18 protein-coding genes and 1 tRNA gene are annotated in these 17,732 nt (G+C 65.8%); 5 read left to right on the top strand and 14 right to left on the bottom strand.

Going from position 1 to position 17,732, the window contains the following annotated elements:
* Positions 1 to 106: 106 nt before the first annotated feature.
* The 10 genes from CWS39_RS16065 to CWS39_RS16020 form a co-directional block, all read right to left on the bottom strand.
* Positions 107 to 739: a hypothetical protein gene (locus tag CWS39_RS16065; RefSeq protein ID WP_102143920.1), complete on the bottom strand. Its 633-nt coding sequence runs from the start codon at positions 737 to 739 to the stop codon at positions 107 to 109.
* On the bottom strand, positions 711 to 1,013 hold the full coding sequence (locus CWS39_RS16060) for a hypothetical protein (protein WP_142386854.1): 303 nt from the start codon (positions 1,011 to 1,013) through the stop codon (positions 711 to 713). Before CWS39_RS16060 ends, CWS39_RS16065 begins: the two co-directional genes overlap by 29 nt.
* A gap of 236 nt (positions 1,014 to 1,249) precedes the next feature.
* Positions 1,250 to 1,323, bottom strand: a tRNA-Ile gene (locus CWS39_RS16055).
* Between the two features lie 56 nt (positions 1,324 to 1,379).
* On the bottom strand, positions 1,380 to 1,757 hold the full coding sequence (locus CWS39_RS16050; RefSeq protein ID WP_102143918.1) for a type II toxin-antitoxin system VapC family toxin: 378 nt from the start codon (positions 1,755 to 1,757) through the stop codon (positions 1,380 to 1,382).
* Positions 1,754 to 2,023: a DUF6290 family protein gene (locus CWS39_RS16045; RefSeq protein ID WP_233213531.1), complete on the bottom strand. Its 270-nt coding sequence runs from the start codon at positions 2,021 to 2,023 to the stop codon at positions 1,754 to 1,756. The genes CWS39_RS16050 and CWS39_RS16045 overlap by 4 nt, the downstream gene beginning before the upstream one ends.
* Positions 2,024 to 2,477: 454 nt before the next feature.
* Positions 2,478 to 2,933, bottom strand: a complete 456-nt coding sequence (locus tag CWS39_RS16035; RefSeq protein WP_142386853.1) for a hypothetical protein — start codon at positions 2,931 to 2,933, stop codon at positions 2,478 to 2,480.
* Positions 2,927 to 4,270 (bottom strand): hypothetical protein, encoded by a 1,344-nt coding sequence (locus CWS39_RS28635; protein WP_142386852.1) that lies wholly within the window; start codon positions 4,268 to 4,270, stop codon positions 2,927 to 2,929. The genes CWS39_RS16035 and CWS39_RS28635 overlap by 7 nt, the downstream gene beginning before the upstream one ends.
* A 347-nt stretch (positions 4,271 to 4,617) precedes the next feature.
* Positions 4,618 to 5,346, bottom strand: a complete 729-nt coding sequence (locus CWS39_RS16030; RefSeq protein ID WP_102143915.1) for a YwaF family protein — start codon at positions 5,344 to 5,346, stop codon at positions 4,618 to 4,620.
* Between the two features lie 6 nt (positions 5,347 to 5,352).
* Positions 5,353 to 6,723: a TldD/PmbA family protein gene (locus tag CWS39_RS16025; protein WP_102143914.1), complete on the bottom strand. Its 1,371-nt coding sequence runs from the start codon at positions 6,721 to 6,723 to the stop codon at positions 5,353 to 5,355.
* Complete coding sequence (locus tag CWS39_RS16020; protein WP_102143913.1) at positions 6,720 to 8,237, bottom strand: TldD/PmbA family protein; 1,518 nt, start codon at positions 8,235 to 8,237, stop codon at positions 6,720 to 6,722. The genes CWS39_RS16025 and CWS39_RS16020 overlap by 4 nt, the downstream gene beginning before the upstream one ends.
* 38 nt (positions 8,238 to 8,275) lie before the next feature.
* Here CWS39_RS16020 and CWS39_RS16015 point away from each other — a divergent pair, with 38 nt between their 5' ends.
* Genes CWS39_RS16015 through CWS39_RS16005 form a run of 3 tightly spaced genes read left to right on the top strand, consistent with a single transcriptional unit; the run spans position 8,276 to position 11,262 of the window.
* Complete coding sequence (locus CWS39_RS16015) at positions 8,276 to 9,157, top strand: carbohydrate ABC transporter permease (protein WP_102143912.1); 882 nt, start codon at positions 8,276 to 8,278, stop codon at positions 9,155 to 9,157.
* Positions 9,144 to 9,959, top strand: a complete 816-nt coding sequence (locus CWS39_RS16010; protein WP_102143911.1) for a carbohydrate ABC transporter permease — start codon at positions 9,144 to 9,146, stop codon at positions 9,957 to 9,959. The genes CWS39_RS16015 and CWS39_RS16010 overlap by 14 nt, the downstream gene beginning before the upstream one ends.
* 16 nt (positions 9,960 to 9,975) lie before the next feature.
* Entirely contained in the window at positions 9,976 to 11,262 is a 1,287-nt protein-coding gene (locus CWS39_RS16005; RefSeq protein WP_102143910.1) for an ABC transporter substrate-binding protein, read from the top strand.
* On the opposite strand, the gene CWS39_RS16000 is transcribed toward CWS39_RS16005, so the two are convergent.
* Both CWS39_RS16000 and CWS39_RS15995 read right to left on the bottom strand, forming a co-directional pair.
* Complete coding sequence (locus CWS39_RS16000) at positions 11,259 to 12,092, bottom strand: energy-coupling factor transporter transmembrane component T family protein (RefSeq protein ID WP_102143909.1); 834 nt, start codon at positions 12,090 to 12,092, stop codon at positions 11,259 to 11,261. The genes CWS39_RS16005 and CWS39_RS16000 overlap by 4 nt on opposite strands.
* Positions 12,089 to 14,125 carry an ABC transporter ATP-binding protein gene (locus tag CWS39_RS15995; RefSeq protein WP_102143908.1) on the bottom strand — a complete coding sequence of 679 codons (2,037 nt, stop codon included), beginning with the start codon at positions 14,123 to 14,125 and terminating at the stop codon, positions 12,089 to 12,091. The genes CWS39_RS16000 and CWS39_RS15995 overlap by 4 nt, the downstream gene beginning before the upstream one ends.
* Positions 14,126 to 14,177: 52 nt before the next feature.
* On the opposite strand from CWS39_RS15995, the gene CWS39_RS15990 reads away from it, so the two are divergent.
* Both CWS39_RS15990 and CWS39_RS15985 read left to right on the top strand, forming a co-directional pair.
* The gene (locus tag CWS39_RS15990; RefSeq protein ID WP_199178141.1) at positions 14,178 to 14,636 is read left to right on the top strand and encodes a MarR family winged helix-turn-helix transcriptional regulator; all 459 of its coding nucleotides are present in this window, start codon (positions 14,178 to 14,180) and stop codon (positions 14,634 to 14,636) included.
* An 18-nt stretch (positions 14,637 to 14,654) separates the two neighbouring features.
* Complete coding sequence (locus CWS39_RS15985) at positions 14,655 to 15,866, top strand: MFS transporter (RefSeq protein WP_102143906.1); 1,212 nt, start codon at positions 14,655 to 14,657, stop codon at positions 15,864 to 15,866.
* A 3-nt stretch (positions 15,867 to 15,869) separates the two neighbouring features.
* Here CWS39_RS15985 and CWS39_RS15980 read toward each other — a convergent pair whose 3' ends face one another.
* Both CWS39_RS15980 and CWS39_RS15975 read right to left on the bottom strand, forming a co-directional pair.
* On the bottom strand, positions 15,870 to 16,946 hold the full coding sequence (locus tag CWS39_RS15980; RefSeq protein ID WP_102143905.1) for an esterase-like activity of phytase family protein: 1,077 nt from the start codon (positions 16,944 to 16,946) through the stop codon (positions 15,870 to 15,872).
* A gap of 3 nt (positions 16,947 to 16,949) precedes the next feature.
* Positions 16,950 to 17,684, bottom strand: a complete 735-nt coding sequence (locus CWS39_RS15975; RefSeq protein WP_102143904.1) for a VIT1/CCC1 transporter family protein — start codon at positions 17,682 to 17,684, stop codon at positions 16,950 to 16,952.
* Positions 17,685 to 17,732 lie beyond the last annotated feature (48 nt).

Raw genomic sequence — 17,732 nt, 5'->3', positions numbered from 1 at the left:
GGGGGCGGGTGCCTCAACCCAGGTTGGCAGAGAGGGCGGTGGGCTGATTCACGACTCCAAGATGGGAGACCGGCTGCGAGGCGCGGCAAGGGCGGCCAAGCACAAGTCAGCTTGACGCTTTGAGGTCCGGTAGCTCCACCATCTGGACTTCATAGTCGAATGGGAGCCGCATACGCTCTTGATGCGCTGGCTTCCCGCCGGGGATTGGCGGATGTTGTATGCGCACGAGCATGCCTGGCTTGTTGCCTTCCTCGACGCGGATGACGGTGATTATCTTCGCGCCGTAGTTGAACCCCGCTCCGGGATCGTGGCACCCCACGAACTTGCCGACGTGCTCCTCCGTCAGATCACCGGCCTTAATCGCCGTGACTGGTACCGCGCCCGGTTCAAGGAACCCGAATTTCTTTGCCTCGTCTTGCGTTTCCTTGATGTAGTCGTTCATCTGCTTGGTGAGCGCTTCCATGTACGTCGTGCCCACACGGTTAACGTCCTCGGCGGTGAACGGATCCAGCTCCAACTCAGCGCGTACCGCGTTCGTAAAGTCCTCCATCGCCTTCCCCGCCTGAAGCATCAACGGCGGCTTGGCGAGAGGAACGGTTGTTGCCTTGCAAAGCGCAATCACTGCGACGTTGAGAGCGCTTGCCTTTTCTAGAACAGCGACCGGCGCGGCGACACGAAGGTGGTTGTATGCCGTCGTGATCCGTTTGGTCTCATCCATCAGGTCCACGGCGTACTCCATCTGGAATCTCGTTCATGTTCTGCACGAAGTCCATCACCGTGTTGAACACGCCCTTGGAGTCGATGGCCTTCTCGAAGACGGACGAGCAGACCGCACTGAACTCGTTAGCCGACTCTCGGAGTATCTGCCGGTCGGACCGCAAGTCCTCATGCGACATTTTCCGCTTGTCGCTGTTGCGAGTCGATATGTAGCCGATGCCAGCGCCGAGTAGGCCGGACACGAACGAGCCGGTCAGGAACTCCGGCGTCGTCACGAACTCCACGAACCCACTCATGGCCCACATGGGTATGGCGAAGCACCGACGAGACGGGGCCGCGACACGCCCGTCAACCTCCGCGACTTCAGATTGACGATCTGCTTGACTGTTTGGCCGATTGTGACGGGAGTGGCTGGTGTTGCAGTTAGCTCGCGCCGCATGTACCGCGCCACACGCCGGTACGACGCCGGTAAATCGCACCGTACCTAGCTGACCTAACCGCCACAACTATGGTCTGACCAGGTCAAATACAGTGGGGCGGGCGGGGCTCGAACCCGCGACCAACGGATTATGAGTCCGCGGCTCTAACCGACTGAGCTACCGCCCCGGCGCAACGGCGGCATTAATCGTTGCACAGACCTGCAGAGGTCATCACCACGCCTATTAGTGAAACGCGCTTGCCAAGCCCCGGTCGAACGTCTTGATGTCGGTGACGCCCCGACGTTGACAGCAGGCAACGTGTATGAGGTCACGTGCGCCGAGCGCACGATAGCGCTCGCACAGTGCGCGGGCGTGCACAACGTCGGCCTCCTCGAGCGGCCAGATCTCGGTCAATGAGCGGGTCAGCGTCAGGGCCGCGTCGAGTGTTTCCATCCGATTGGCGGGGATGTACGCGTGCAGCAGCTCATGGGGTACTTCCGCCGAGGTGACCAGCCTGGTCCGGTGCTCGACGCTGTGCGCGAAGAAATCCCGGGCCGACTGCCGAAGCGGATGCTCTCGCCCCACTGCGTACATGAAGACGTTCGTGTCGACGAAGATCATGTCGCCGACGCGCCGCGCCGCCGCGACTCTGCCATAACGCGGAGATACTCATCCCAGTCCGGTTCGGTGCCAGCCTCTTCCGGCAGCGACGCGAAGAATTCGCGCAGATCCTCAACCGTCCGAATCGGTCGATCTTGCTCAGCTTCGAGCTGCTTGAGGCCTGCCTCGCGCAGCCAGTTACTCAGGGACATCTTCTTGGATGCCGCCTGCCGCCGGAACGCCTCCCGTTCGGCGTCGGACAAGATGACCTGAACACGGCTGCTCATGTGTAATGAGCATACACACTCTTAATCGGCTTGGCTCCACGTTCGCAACGCGGGCATGCCATCAACGCCCAAAAGGTCGCATTCTGCGGTCACGGCGCCACAGGGTCGCCGAAGCAGCCGCAGTAATCCGGCGAGTCCATAACCAGACCAATAACAGCGCGCGTTGCCAACAGGTAGCATCGTTCAGTGTTGACGGCAGGATCTTCGCTGATTTGTCGATGATTTGGAAAGTTCACGTGTGGTTGCAAATCTTCAAGTTTGTCCTGCTGGCGTTCATCGCTATAGGCGTCACGGTCATAGTGATCACCTACATCCGTAAAAGCCGAACAGTAAGGTTTCGCCCAAGAAGCGACCCGAATCTCGGCTCGTTGTCGACAGTTGGGGTTCCTCCGACGCCGTTGCCGGAGTGGGTGCACTGGACCGATGATAACGACGAGGACGACTCAAAATTGCCCTAGCTTGGGCAAGCGTTGTCGAGGACTGCCAAGGTGTCGTTGAACTCCGTGCCGATACGGGAATAATCGCGCACCGATTCAGGCGGTGTTGTCTCCAGCGGGGACATCGCAGACGATTCGGCCCGATACCGGGGCACCAGCGCGGCTGTCTGGCCAGCAAGGTCGGCCAACTTATCGGCTTGTTCAGCCAGTCCCTGGTTGTTGTGGATTTGATCGGCGAGTTGTTTGATCCGCGCAGCCCACTCCGTGTAATCAGAGTCGCTTGTTTCGACACGCGCGTCGGATTTTTGCCTGACGCTCTCGTTGAATTGGTTGTTGTAGTCGATGATTGAACTCACGACGGCGCAATCCGACGGGGCGCGGTTCGACAGGACGACCGCCGCCGTCGCCCCCAGCACAACCACGACGGCAGCAAGACCACCAGCAATTAACCAGTTGCGCCGCGTTATCACCATGGACGCGTCATTACGGGAGGTACCTGTCCTGTACCGGGTATCGGCGTCATGGAAGCGGGCGGCAGCCCGCTGTAACCACCGACTGGCACTCCATTTTCGAAAGTGAACTGGCCACCGCAGCCGTCGGGGAGATAGTACTTTATGGTCGGATTTTGGGCGGATAGTACCGCAATTTCTTGTGGCAATATCCGCTTCCACTCGTTGTCGAAATTTGGCATTGGAGGCAGGCCCGCTAGGCTGCCCTTCTCACCATTCCTGCTAATGTCGCCGCCAAAAACTAACTGGGTATTCCGTTGATATTCATAAACGTTTTGGACCCATCGTTCCTGTTTCCAGACTCCGTTTTCGTTAACCATCCGGGTATAGGTCGTGGCTTCCTGACCTGCAATACGGAAACGGTATTCTTCTTGACGCTGCACGTAGGGCGCGGACGAGTCCTGTACCCACGTCCTTCCAGGCGTATACATACCCGTCGTGCCACCCAGCTTCGTCGGATCCTCGGGGAATGGCCGGTATTCCGGTTTCAAAGGAGGCGGAGTTGCCCCGACGTAGGGCGGTGGAACAACAGGCTCCCAATGTCCAAAGCGCTGATCTCCAACAAACCCATTAGGCGGATTACCCGCTTGCCCTGCTGGAGCCGGATCCGATTCCAGCGCTGGCTCACCCCGCTCATGATCGACGGCCTCGATATCCGACGTAGGCCGGTCATCCGATTCTTGCCTCCTCGGGCCCCAGCTTGTGGGGACCATGGCGTCAAGAGCGGCGGCCTCCGTACTTAGTTGCCTTCCCGCGTGGGTATCCGCAGCCACAAGCTCGCCAGCCAGCTTGGCGATATCTTGACTGTGCTCCGCAGCTTTGGCTTGTCGGGCCTGATAAACCGACATGTCTGTATAGGTATTCGTATCAGCCACAGATAGGTCGTCCCCCACCGTAAACCCGTCCTGCTCAGCCTGGTCGATCGCTTCTATTACGCGGTTTCGGGCGGCGCTGACGGCCTGCGCGCCGTCCTCAGCAGCCTTCGCAAGGTTATGCCGGATGTGATCAGTAGCCTGCCACACAACCCCGCGGTCGGCGTATGCCGCTTCTCGCGCAGCGTCGGCGCCGCTGCCCTCCCAGTCGGTGCCACCGGGTGCAGACAACGTTTGACAGTGGGCATCGGCAATCGCGTCGAGGCTCTTTGCACACCGTCGGTACTCGGCGGCGGCGCTAAACAGATCGTTGATCGCGCCTGTCCACTCATCGATTTCTACCTTGGTCGGCAGACCGGTTGGTGCCGCGACCCTGGGCGGGGACCCAGGCGGTCTCAGCAGGTCAAAGGGGGTGCGCCCGGCGCTCATACGGTTCTTGCGATGTCGCCAGACGCGTTGCTGTCGGTAGTGGTGTAGAGGGCCGCTGCTGAGTGCGTGGACTGGGCATGACCCTCGATCCGACCTTGGTAGGCCCGGCCGAACGCAGCAAGCGACGCCGCTGCAGCAGCAATTCCTTCGCCGGAGGGTTTGCCGCTTGTTTGGCCACTTGTGGTGGCGGCTCTGATTACCGCGCTCGCGCTTTCGCCTAGCTCAGCGGACGCCGCTCGTAGGCCGTCCGCATTGACGTTCAGCGCATTCATCTGGTCCCCTAAATTGCCGTTGACATAGGCAGTCTAACGGCCATCGCTTTGGGCTCACTCAATGAATTGCGGCACTCACTGGCCGCCGTCGGCTGGCGAGTGCCTAAGTGTCCGCTTGCTTTCGGGGTTTCGCACCCACGGCCACGTCATCAGCGCCCAGACGATGAGGATCAGCGCTGCGGCCGTGAAGATGTAGACCGGCCACGGGCCGAGCACGTCCAAGAGGCTTGCCGTGACCGGTTTTCCGTTGAGGAAGCCATAGTTGGTGTCCGCGATCCGGTTGAACACGAACGTCACGACCGCCCACACCGCGGTGACCACCGCCACGAAGCGATAGCTGCGCCAATCCGGGCGCATCCCTCGCCCCCACGTCAGGTAGATCGCCGCCCAGACGACGAGCAGATGAATCGCCCAGAACGCCAGGAACTCGTAGTGCGGGAAGTCCGGGCTCTTCAGCACCGGCGAGATCAGCGCCTGCACGCTCAGCACCAGCCCCCAGTAATAGGTGAGCGCGTACGCCCACTGCCGTTGCGACCACAACGCATACGCCGCGGCGGCCGTCGCCAGATCCGTCAACCGCAGCGGCACCGACCACGAGAGCGACGGCGGAATCAGCGAGTAGATCAGGATCGTCACGTAGATCGCCCCCGTCAGCGCCCCGAGCACACGGCCGAGCAGCCTGGCCTGCGCTTCGGTCTGCCTGCGCCCCACCCACACCAGCACCACCGACCCGATCGCGAACACCGCGATGGCACCCCAGTACGACGGCCCGTATGCCGTGAACTGCTGCTGCGCGTAGGACATTTGAAACTATTGCGCCTGACTGACCGATGACATGTGGAAGTCCGGAATCCGCAGCGACGGCATCGCCGCCCGGGTCGCCCAATCACCCCACTCGCGCGGCAGCGTGATCTCGCTGATGCCGGCTTCGGTGGCCCGCCGCAGCAGCTCCAGCGGGCTCTCGTTGAACCGAAAGTTGTTGACGGCCGCGGTCACTTCGCCATCTTGCACCAGATACACCCCGTCGCGGGTGAGCCCGGTCAGCAGCAGCACCGTCGGGTCGACGGTGCGGATGTACCACAGTGTCGTCAGCAACAAGCCGCGCTCGGTGCCGGCGATCATGTCGGCCAGGCTCGCGTCACCGCCCGTCATCACCAGGTTGTCCGCGGGCACTGCCACCGGGGCGTCGAACTCCTCGGCGGCGGCCCGTGGATAGGCCAGCGCGTTGATCGTGCCGTCGCGAATCCAGTCCACGCGATCGATGTCCATGCCGTTGTCGAAAATCGACACGCGCTCTGAGGAACTCGGCACCGCGACGAACGGCATGCACGCCAGCCCGTCGGCCTCAGGGTCGGAGTACAGCGTCAGCGGCAGGTCGGTGAGCTTCTCCCCCACCCGTGTTCCGCCCGGCGCCGACAGCGCGGTGCGGCCCTCCTGCGCGCCGCGGCCGTCCATGCTCCACGCCAGGTAGATCATCATGTCCGCGACGGTGGACGGCGGCATGATGGTCTCGTAGCGTCCCGCGGGCAACTCCACGGTCTTCGACGCCCAGCCCAACCGCGTCGACAACTGTTCGAGCATCGAATCGACTGGCACGCCGACGAAGTCGGGCGTGCTGACGCCCGACCACGCGCTCGCGCCGCCGCGTTTGGCGTTGATCTCCACCGAGCCTGTGGGCTGGGTGTACCGTCGCCGCAACCCGTGTGCCGTGGCCACGAATGTCGTCTCCACGACGTGGCGGGCATACCCGTACAGCTGATCGGCCCCCTTGAAGCCGCGCGCGAGCTCACCCGCGATGCTGGTGAACGCCGCCGCCCCGGTGCCGGGCAGCGGGGCGTCCCAATCGTCAGGACCCTCGACGGCGGGCAGCGGCGGCGCGCTGTCGATCGCCTCGGGGGCCGAGAGCGCAGCCTCCTGTGACGCGGCCACCAGGTCGTCGATCGACGACGGGTCGACGTCCGCCGATCGGACCGAACCCACCTGTGCGCGTTCGCCTTTGCGGACAATCGAGATGATGGTGGTACTGCGGCTGACGGATTCGCCGTTGGTGGTCATGGTGTTGCCCGCCCAGCGCAGCGACGCGTCGGCGCGGTCGGTCACCAGCACCGTCGTCTCGTCGGCCTTGCCGGATCGGGCGGCCGCGGCCAGTGCGCGCTCGACCACCTGCTGCGCGCCGATCATCGGCCCGCCTCGGTCCGGGTGTTCAATATGTTGATGCCGCGGAACAGCGCCGACGGGCAGCCGTGGCTGACCGCGGCCACCTGTCCGGGCTGGGCCTTGCCGCAGTTGAAGGCACCACCGAGCCGCCAGGTGGACGCTCCGCCAACGGCTTCCAGCGAATTCCAGAAATCGGTGGTGGTCGACTGGTATGCCACATCGCGCACCTGGCCCGCGAGCCGCCCGTCGCGGATCCGGACAAAGCGCTGGCCGGTGAACTGAAAGTTATAGCGCTGCATATCGATCGACCACGATTTGTCGCCGACGATGTAGAGCCCGTCGGCCACGCGCGCAATGAGGTCGTCGGTGCTGGTGTCGTCGGGCCCGGGCTGCAGCGAGACGTTGGCCATCCGCTGGATCGGCACGTGATGCGGCGAGTCGGCGTACGAGCAGCCGTTGGACCGGGCGACGCCAAGTCGCGGCGCGAACACCCGGTCGAGCTGATAGCCGACGAACATGCCGTCGCGGACCAGGTCCCAGCTCTGTGCGCGAACCCCTTCGTCGTCGAAACCAACCGTGGCCAAGCCGAACTCGACGGTGCGGTCGGCGGTCACATTCATCACCGGCGAGCCGTAGCGCATCGTGCCGAGTTTGTCCGGCGTCGCGAACGAGGTGCCCGCGTAGGCGGCCTCATAACCGATGGCTCGGTCGTATTCGGTGGCGTGGCCGATCGATTCGTGAATCGTCAGCCACAGGTTCGAGGGGTCGATCACCAGATCCGTCGGCCCGGGCGTCACACTCGGCGCCTTGGCCTTCTGGGCGAGCAGTGTCGGCAGTTCGGCCAGCTCCGCCGACCAGTCCCAGATGTGGTCATCGACCACCGCCTCCCAGCCGCGGGCGGTCGGCGGCGCGAGGGTGCGCATCGACTCGAAGGTGCCCGCGGCGGCGTCGACGGTCACCGCTTCCAGCGTCGGCTGCACCCGCACCCGCTGCTGGGTGATCGACGAGCCGAAGGTGTCGGCGTAGAACGTCTGCTCCTTGGCGGTGTGCAGGCTGGCGGACACGTGGTCGACACCGTCGGCCGCGAGCAGTCGCCCGGAGTACTCCTGCAACGCAGCGATCTTGTCGGCCGCCGGGACGGTAAACGGGTCGATCCGGTAGTCCGAGACCCAGCTGACGTCGGGGTAGACGGGTTCGGGGGCCAGCTCGATGCGTTCGGCGTTCAGCGGGGCCAGCGTCTTGGCCACCTGCACGGCCCGCCGCGCGGTGTCGGCCGCGACGTCCGCGGTGAGCTCGGCGTGGGAGGCGAAGCCCCACGTGCCGTCGACGATGACCCGCACCGCCAGGCCGATCTCCCGGTTGACGACGGACGTTTCGAGTGCACCGTCGCGCAGCCCTACGAGCTCTTCGGTGATGCAGTGAACGCGCAGGTCGGCGTAACTGGCGCCGGCTGCCGTCGCCGCAGGCAACGCGGCATCGGCCAACTGGTGTCGTGGCAGGGCGAGGAATTCGGCATCGATTCGTCGGGGCACTGTCACGGCTCCCACCGTAGTGGCCGGCGCGTCGGCCCGCTTTAATGGCTGGGGTGGCGTTCCGGCGGGGTCGACAGGCCTTGCTGGCCTATGCGCTGCTGGCGCCGAGCCTGTTCGGTGTGGTCACGTTCATGTTGTTGCCGATGCTTGTCGTGCTGTGGCTGAGCCTGCACCGCTGGGACATGCTTGGCCCCATCGAGTATGTGGGACTGCGCAATTGGCAGGCGGTGTTCAGCGAAGCGTCGTTCGCCACCTCGCTGCTGGTGACGCTGTTGTTCATCGCGATGGTGGTTCCCACGCAGACTCTGCTCGGCTTGGCGGCCGCGTCGATGTTGGCCCGCGGGCTGCCCGGTACCGGGTTCTTCCGCACGCTGTACGTGTTGCCGTGGATCTGCGCACCGCTGGCGATTGCGGTGCTGTGGCGCTGGATCCTGGCGCCCACCGACGGCGCGCTCAGCACGCTCCTGGACCGTCGCATCGAGTGGCTGACCGATCCGGGACTGGCGCTGCCGGTGGTGTCGGCGGTGGTGATCTGGACCAACGTCGGCTACGTGACGCTGTTCTTCTTGGCGGGCATCCTCGCGATCCCGTCGGACATCCACGACGCGGCCCGCACCGACGGCGCCACCGCGTGGCAGCGGTTCTGGCACATCACATTGCCGATGCTGCGGCCGACGACGTTCTTCGTGCTCGTCACCGGGATCATCAGTGCCGCTCAGGTATTCGACACGGTGTACGCGCTGACGGCCGGCGGTCCGCAGGGCCGAACCGATCTGGTCGCGCATCGCATCTACGCCGAGGCGTTCGGCGCGGCCGCGGTCGGTCGGGCCGCGGTGATGTCGGTGGTGCTGTTCGTGCTGCTCGTCGGGGTCACCATCGTCCAGCAGTTGTACTTCCGACGGCGGATCAGCTATGAGATCGTTTAGCGCCCCGTTCGTCTACGCCGCGCTGGCGCTCGGCGCGCTGATCACCTTGGTGCCGTTCGGATTGGGTCTGCTGACGTCGTTCACCTCGGCGCAGCAGTTCAACATCGAGTCGGCGCTGTCGTGGCCCACACCTCCGACGCTGGAGAACTATCTGGGCCTGGCCGACGCGGGTTTCGGCCGCGCGATCGTCGTGACGGCACTGATGACCGCGGTCATTTTGCTTGGCCAGCTGACGTTTTCGGTATTGGCCGCGTACGCCTTTGCGCGGCTGCAGTTTCCCGGGCGCGACACATTATTCTGGGTATACCTCGCGACGCTGATGGTGCCGGCGACCGTGACGGTGGTGCCGCTCTATCTGATGATGGCCGAAGCCGGTCTGCGCAACACGTTCTGGGCGCTGGTGTTGCCGTTCATGTTCGGCTCGCCGTATGCGATCTTCTTGCTGCGGGAGTACTTTCGCTCCATCCCCGCCGACCTGATCAATGCCGCCCGGCTCGACGGCGCCAACACGCTGGACGTCATCGTGCATGTGGTGGTGCCGGCAAGTCGTCCGATTCTGGTGACGCTGGGGCTGATCACCGTTGTCTCGCAATGGAACAACTTCCTGTGGCCGTTGGTGATCACCAGCGGCGACAAGTGGCAGGTGCTGACGGTGGCGACCGCGGGTCTGCAGTCGCGCTACAACGCGCAGTGGACGCTGGTGATGGCGGCTACGACGGTGGCGATCGTTCCGCTGATCGTGTTGTTCGTCGCGTTCGGCCGTCACATCGTCCGCTCGATCGTCGTGACGGGGCTGAAATGATCGGACAGGCAAGCCGATGAGGCCGCGGTTCTCCACGCTCGTCGCCACCGGGTTGGCGCTCACCATGGCCGTGCTGTTGGTGGCCGCCATGCTGCTCGGCCGCTCGACCGAGTCGGGCAATAGGACGGTGGTAACCGTGCGATTGTGGGATGAGCAGGTCGCCGACGCCTACCGGGAATCCTTCGACGCGTTCAGCCGTGACAATCCCGACCTCGAAGTGCGCGTCAACGTCGTCGCCTACTCGACGTATTTCGACACGCTGCGCACCGACGTCGCCGGCGGCAGCGCCGACGACATCTTCTGGTTGTCCAACGCCTACTTCGCCGGCTACGCCGACAGCAGCCGGTTGATGAACATCGACGCGACGTTGGGGCCCGACGCCGTGCGCGGGTGGGAGCCGTCGGTGGTCAACCAGTTCACCCGCGGCGGAGCGTTGTGGGCGGTACCGCAGTTGACCGACGCGGGAATCGCGGTGTACTACAACGCCGATCTGCTTGACGCCGCCGGGGTGCAGCGCGCGGAATTGATGACACTGCGCTGGGACCCCGACCCGCGGCGAGACACGCTGCGTCCGATCCTGCAGCGGCTCACCCGGACGCGTCAGTGGGGCTACAACGCGGCCAACGACCTGCAGGGCATCTACCTCAACTACATCGGTTCGGCCGGCGGAGTGTTCAGCGTCGGCGACCGGTTCGTGTTCGACAACCCGCAGTCGGTGCAAGCGTTCGAGTATCTGGTCGGCTTGATCAACACCGATCGGGTGTCGCCGCCGGCGTCGGCGACCAACGACAACGGTGACTTCGCCCGCAACCAGTTCTTGGCGGGGCGGATGGCGTTGTTCCAGTCCGGCACCTACAACCTGGCGGCCGTCGCGGAGCAAGCCCGCTTCCGGTGGGGGGTGGCGATGCTGCCCGAGGGCCCGAAGGGCCGCATCAGCGTCACCAATGGTATTGCCGCAGCAGGTAATTCGGCCACATCGCATCCGGAGGCAGTGCGGCGGGTGCTGGCGTGGATGGGCAGTCGGCGCGGCAACGAGTACCTCGGCGCCCGCGGCGCAGCCATTCCGGCGGTGTTGGCGGCGCAAGAGGTTTACTTCGACTTCTGGGCGGGCCGCGGCGTCGACGTCACACCGTTCTTCAGTGTGCTCAACGGCCCCCGCATCGCTGCGCCGGGCGGGGCCGGGTTCGCCGCGGGCTACCAGGCGCTCAAGCCCTACTTCGACGAAATGTTCTTGGGCCGCCGCGATGTGGCCGACACATTGGCCGAGGCGCAGGATGCCGCCAACGCCGCCGCTGCGCGCTAACCGCTTGTGCCCAGGATCGTCAGCTCGAGCGCCAACGCCGCCCCGCACACCGCGAGAACGATTGCCAGCGCGACGAAGTCGCGGCCCTTCGGCCGAGACGGCGCCGCCGAGATCTGCCCGGGACCGCCGCGGGCGGTGATCGCATCGCCCATCTCGTCGGCGCGGCGCAGCGCCACCGTGATGGCGGCGGCGAGCAGATCGATGACATCCACCCACCATTGACGGTGCCGGCCGCGCCGCGTCTCCGGTCGCTGCTTCGGGCGCAGTCGCCGCGCTGCATAGAGCACCCGGAACTCGTCGATCAGCATGGGGAATGCGCGCAGCGCCAACGCCAGCGTGACCGCCCAATCGTCGACAGGGATCCGCAGCGGTCGCAGCGGGCGGCCCAAAGTGGCTACCGCGGGGGCAATTTCGGCCACATTGGTGGTCCACGACACCATCGCCCCGAGCCCGAGCAGCACGATCGACAACGCAGTGATCCGCAGGAAGTTGAGCAAGCCGCCAAGGCCGATCTCGATCGAACCGAGGTCGATGATCGGGCTGCCTCCCGCGAACGTCGCGGTGAGACCGCCCAGGAACAGCACGACCCACAGCCACCGCGGTATCGACGGCAGCACACCGCGCGGTATGCGGGCCAGCCAGGCCGTCGTCAGCACCAGGATGGCCACCATGCCGATCGGTACCCAGCCCGGATAGAAGGTCAGCAGCACGCCGATGCCGGCCACCGCGAGCAGTTTGGTGCCCGCCCACAGTTCGTGGATGACGCTGCGGCCCGGCACCGGTCGCAGCAGCACGACGGGTTTGCGCTGGCGCGTCGCGGGCGCGGTCATGACATCCCTCCCGCCGCGGTGGGCGTGGGCGCCAGTGCGCCGTCCTGCAGGTGCAGGATCCGCGGGCACAGCTCCTCCAGCCCGGAAAAGTCGTGGGAGATCACCACGACCGTGAGTCCGGCGCGCCGCCGCAGATCCTCCAGCAGCCGCAGCAGCCCGCGCTGGCTGGCTGCGTCCAGCCCGGCCAGCGGCTCGTCGAGGATGAGCGCACGCGGCGAGCGGGCCAGCAGCCCGGCGAGCACGACTCTGCGCATCTGACCACCGCTGAGCTGGTCGATGCGGCGCCTGGCCAACGCCGGGTCCAATCCCACGGTCGCCAGCGCTTCCGCCACCCGGCGATGGTCGTGCGGGGAAAACCCCGCCGCCGAGGCGATCTCGAGGTCCACCCGGCTGCGCATCAACTGCAAGCGCGCAGCCTGGAATGAAATGGCCACGGCGCCAACCTGTTCTGATGCCGGCCGACCGTCGAGCAGGCAGCTGCCCTGAGTCGGAACGGTCAGTCCGGCCATGATCCACGCCAGCGTCGACTTGCCCGACCCGTTCAGGCCGTGGATCAGCACACCGTCGCCCTCGTGTACGGTGAAGTTGATATCGCGTAAAGCGGTTGTGGCCCAGGGTGTTCCACTTGCGTACTCGTGACTGACACCGTTGAGTTCGAGCACCGACTCGACGCTGTGATGGCCCAGTGCCGGGGTGGCCACGGGTGCGGCGGCGGTCTCGACCATGTCGGTGTTGTCCGCGGTCGCGCCCGCCCCCGCGAGGTTGATGGCGCGGTCGGCCGAATCGGCCTCGTCGTTGTAATGCGTGATGTGCACCAGCGACATTCGGTGATGCTTGGTCAGCCCGGACAGCACCGACAACAGCGCGTCGCGGCCGTCCTGGTCCACCATGCTGGTGACCTCGTCGGCGATCAGCAGCGACGGTTCGCGCGCCAGCGCGGCGGCCATTGCGAGGCGTTGCAGTTCACCACCCGACAGACCGCCGGTGTCACGTTCGGCCAGCCCGTCGAGGCCGACCTCCGACAGCAGCCGATCCACGTCCGTCGTCGTCCCGGGCGGCAGCCCCCAGACCACGTCGTCGGCGACACGGGTGCCGAGCACCTGACTCTCCGGGTGCTGCATGATCACCGCGGTACCGCCCATGCGGCCCAGGCCCACGGCGCCGGGCCGTTCCACCGTTCCGGACGTGGGTTCACGGCCCGCGAGGACCAGCATCAACGTCGTCTTACCCGACCCGTTGGCGCCGGTGATGGCGAGGTGTTCACCGGGCTGCACGTCCAGCGTCACGGGGCCAAGCGCGTCGTGGTCGGCGCCCGGGTAGCGGAAGACGACGTCGGTCAAACGCGCCGGGACCGGTGCGACGGGCCCGGTCTCGGGAACCATGTCGAGCTTGTGCACGTCGGGTATTCCGAGCAGCCGGGTCAGCACCCGCGACAGTGCCCACCATCCGACCAGCGTGACGAACGTGATGCTCACGATCCCCGCGGCGCCGAACAGCAACGGCCAGTAGTGCAGGGCGGTCGCGAAATCGCTCTTGAGACGTTCGGCGAACGGTTCCATGTCGGGGATGCGGGCGATGACCGCGGCCAGGCCGTTGATGTTGGCGGTCATCGAATCGAAGATCAGATGGCGCAGCCGCGACAGCACGCTCAGGGCCGCCACGATCGCGGCGCCGAACGCCGCCCCGGCGATGACGGCCGCGACCAACACCGTCGGCGTGCCGCGGCCTCGGCGCTTGACGATGCCGGTCAGCCCGCCTATGTAGGCACAGTCGATCACGGTCATCATGCCGCCCATACCGGCGATCAGAAACGCGATGGTGCCGCCCGCCACCGTCGCGGCAATCAACACCCGCAGCCGGTAGCGGTACGCCAGCAGACCCATCGGCACCGTGCCGAGCAGCGAGATGCCCGCCGCGAACGGCACCACGACGGCGATGATCGCGGTGGCCGCCGTCAACGCCGCCATCACCGCGGCTTGAGCGAGTTCACCGGGATGCAGCGACCCAGCGCGTCGAGGCGGGGTCGCGGTCATTACCCGATTCTGCCAGGGGATCACGCTGTGACGGGTCACACGCCACGCGCCTTTGATCTACATAGTAAACCTATGTAATTATGGGCGGGTGACTCTCGGTGTGGACCTGTTGGCGGTCGTCGCCCGGCTCAACCGGCTGGCCAATCAGCGCAGCCGGCCGCCGTTGCCGTGGGCGCAGGCCCGGCTGTTGTCGACAATCGAAGACAAGGGCGAAGCCCGTATCTCCGAACTGGCCTGCCTGGACCACTGCTCGCAGCCGACGATGACGACCCAGGTTCATCGACTCGAAGACGCCGGCCTGGTGACGCGCGCCGTCGACCCCGACGACGCCCGGGCGGTGCGCATCCGCATCACCGACCAGGGCCGCAAAACCCTTGCGAGAGTCCGGGCCGATCGCGCCGCGGCGATCGACCCCCGGCTGGCGCGGCTGACACCCGAGGACCGCCAAGTCTTGACGGCGGCCGTCGACGTGCTGCGCCGGCTCATCGAAGACACCCCGCCGGACAACTAGACAGGAGTCGCCCCACCCATGTGGCGCCAACCCAAGGCCGTTTGGGCCGTTGCTTTCGCGTGCGTGGTCGCGTTCATGGGCATCGGCCTCGTGGACCCGATTCTCAAACCGATCGCCGAAAACCTCGATGCCTCACCGTCACAGGTGTCGCTGTTGTTCACCAGCTATATGGCGGTGATGGGCGTGGCGATGCTGATCACCGGTGTGGTCGCCAGCCGCATCGGGCCCAAGCGCACACTGCTGATTGGGCTCGTGGTGATCATCGCGGGTGCCGGTCTGGCCGGGATGTCGGACACCGTCATGGGCATCGTCGGGTGGCGGGCGCTGTGGGGGCTGGGCAACGCGTTGTTCATCGCGACCGCGCTGGCGACGATCGTCAACTCGGCGAAAGGCTCAGTGGCCCAAGCGATCATCCTCTACGAGGCCGCGCTCGGCCTCGGCATCGCGGTCGGCCCGCTGGTCGGCGGGGTGCTCGGGTCGATTTCGTGGCGCGGACCGTTCTTCGGGGTGTCGGTGCTGATGGCGGTGGCGCTGGTGGTCACCGCGTTGTTGCTGCCGTCGACACCGCGTGCCAAACACGCGACCACGCTTGCCGATCCGTTCCGCGCGCTTCGGCACCGGGGATTGCTGGGAGTGGCGATCACCGCGCTGCTGTACAACTTTGGCTTCTTCACGCTGCTGGCGTTCACACCGTTCCCGCTCGACATGACTGCGCACCAGATCGGGCTGATCTTCTTCGGCTGGGGCTTCGCGCTGGCGTTCACGTCCGTGGTGGTGGCGCCGCGGCTGCAACGCCGGTTCGGCACCGTGCCGGTGGTGGTCGTGAACCTGCTGGCGATGACGGCGACGCTGGTGGTGATGGCGCTGGGCACCGATTCCAAGGCAGTGCTCGCGACGTGCGTGGTGGTGGCCGGGTTGTTCATCGGGATCAACAACACGTTGATCACCGAGACGGTGATGAAGGCCGCGCCGGTGGAACGAGGTGTGGCGTCGGCGGCATACAGTTTCGTGCGATTCTCCGGTGCCGCGCTGGCCCCGTGGCTGGCCGGTCTGCTCGGCGAGCGGGTCAGCGTGCACCTGCCGTTCTGGGTCGGCGCCGCCGCGGTGTTGCTGGGCGCACTCGTGCTTCTCGCCAGTCGCCACCACCTCGTCGGCATCGACGTCGACGAGGACGAGCTCGACGAGATCACCCAGCAGGCGACGGCGATCACCGTCGGTAACGACAGCTAGATCTCACAGGGCGAACGCGAGGAACTGGGTGGTCTGCGTCGGCGAGAAGTTGTCGTCGCTGACCATCACCACCGACTGGCGCCCGTCGGGCAACGTCGGCCCGAGCGTGACGCCTTCGATGTTGTCCAGCGGCGAAAGCCCCTGCGTCGTCGACAAATCCGCGAGCAGGGTCTTGGTCATCGCCGTAGCACCGTCCAGCGTCGGGCGCGTCAGCACGTCGTCTGCCTCGCCGACGCTGACCCGGTAGAGGCGCGAGGCGGCGCGCAGGCCGTAACCGCCTTCGACAGCCAGAAACGTCTCGTCATCGAGCGCCACCAGATCCGAGAGCCCGTTGTCGCCCTCGGGCCCGGCACTGACCCGATCGAGCGGATAGGCATACTGCGCCACCGGGTTTCGGGTTTCCACGTCGAATTTGGTGATCCGCGTCAACGCCCCGTGCTCGCCGTCGGGCGGCGCGCCGTCCTCGTAGCGCGGGCCTTCCATCGCGGCGAACAGCGAGCGGCCATCAGGTGTCAGCGTCAGGCCCTCGAGCCCGCTGTTGCGTCGCGGGCCCCGCTCGTGGGAGGACATTTCGAATCCGGGCGGCATTGTGAACTCGCCGATGTAGCGGCCCTGCGGATCGGCGATGCGCACCCACGGATCCAAGAGTGCCGCATCGCGCCGCTCCCCCTCGCTGGACCAGTACAGCCGCTGCCGGCGGGTGTCGACGGCGATGCCCTCGGCGTCCGGCGGCACGACGGAAGGGTGCGCATCCATGTTCAAAGGCGCGAATTCTCGGCCGTCCTCGTCCAGCCACGGGTGTGTCGAAACGAACTCGACGCCATCGATACCGCTGTCGGACAATGAGATTCGTACGGTGTAGAAGCGGGCCGGGTTCTTGGCAGAGCGGTCGTCGCTGACGATGTAGTACAGGTCGCGCCCGGCGTCGTAGCTGATACCGGACAACCCGCCGATCACCGTGCCTTCCAGCGTCGCCCCGGCTGGCACTCGCCACTGGCCCAGGTACTGCGGCGCGGTCGCGGTGTCGGCGGCGGCGCATGAGGCCAGCAACAGCGTGCAGGCCAACAGTATTCGTCGCATGGGTCAGGTGGTCACCGTGCCGACGAGTGTGCCCACAGCGTACGTGGCGGCGATCGCGATCACCCCGAAGCCCAGCTGTCGCAACGCCGCCCACCACACCGGCTTGCTGGTGAACCGCGCCGCCAGCGCGCCCGCGATCAACAGGCCGATGCCGCCGCAGGCAAGTCCCGCCCACAGCGATTCGAATCCCAACAGGTAAGGGATCAACGGAATGATCGCACCGATCGCGAACATCACGAACGACGAGCCGGCAGCGACCCGCGCCGAGGGTTTCTCGCTGGGATCGACCCCCAGCTCCTGGACGAGATGGAAGTTCACCGCACGTTTCTCGTCGCGGTGGATCTCGTCGGTGGCCTTGGCGGCGGTCTCCTGCGTCATTCCCATATCGACCAGCATGGCGGCCAATTCGGCCTTCTCGGCCTGCGGATGCTTGCGGAACGAGCGTCGCTCGACGCGCACCTCCGAGTCGATCTGCTCGTTGGCGGTGGTCACCGAGGTGTACTCGCCCAGCGCCATCGAGAACGCACCCGCCAGCAGACCGGCGACACCGCTGAGCACGACGGTGTGCGCGCTGGCGCTGGCCGCCACACCGGCGATCAGCGCCGTGTTGCTGACAAGGCCGTCCATGGCACCGAACGTCGCGGCCCGCAGCCAGCCGCCCGAGACGTCGGAGTGCGTGTGATAGGCGACGTGAGGCAACCCGGTCGGCGACAGCGGCAGCTTGCCTGACTTGGTCATGAGCCGATTCAACGCCTGCAGAAATTCCGGGATCTACTCAGGTTTACC

The sequence above is a fragment of the Mycobacterium hubeiense genome, from assembly GCF_002838065.1.
Classification (GTDB): domain Bacteria; phylum Actinomycetota; class Actinomycetes; order Mycobacteriales; family Mycobacteriaceae; genus Mycobacterium; species Mycobacterium hubeiense.
Note: the sequence above shows the minus strand (reverse complement) of the source record. Positions and strands in the feature narration are given on the sequence as shown.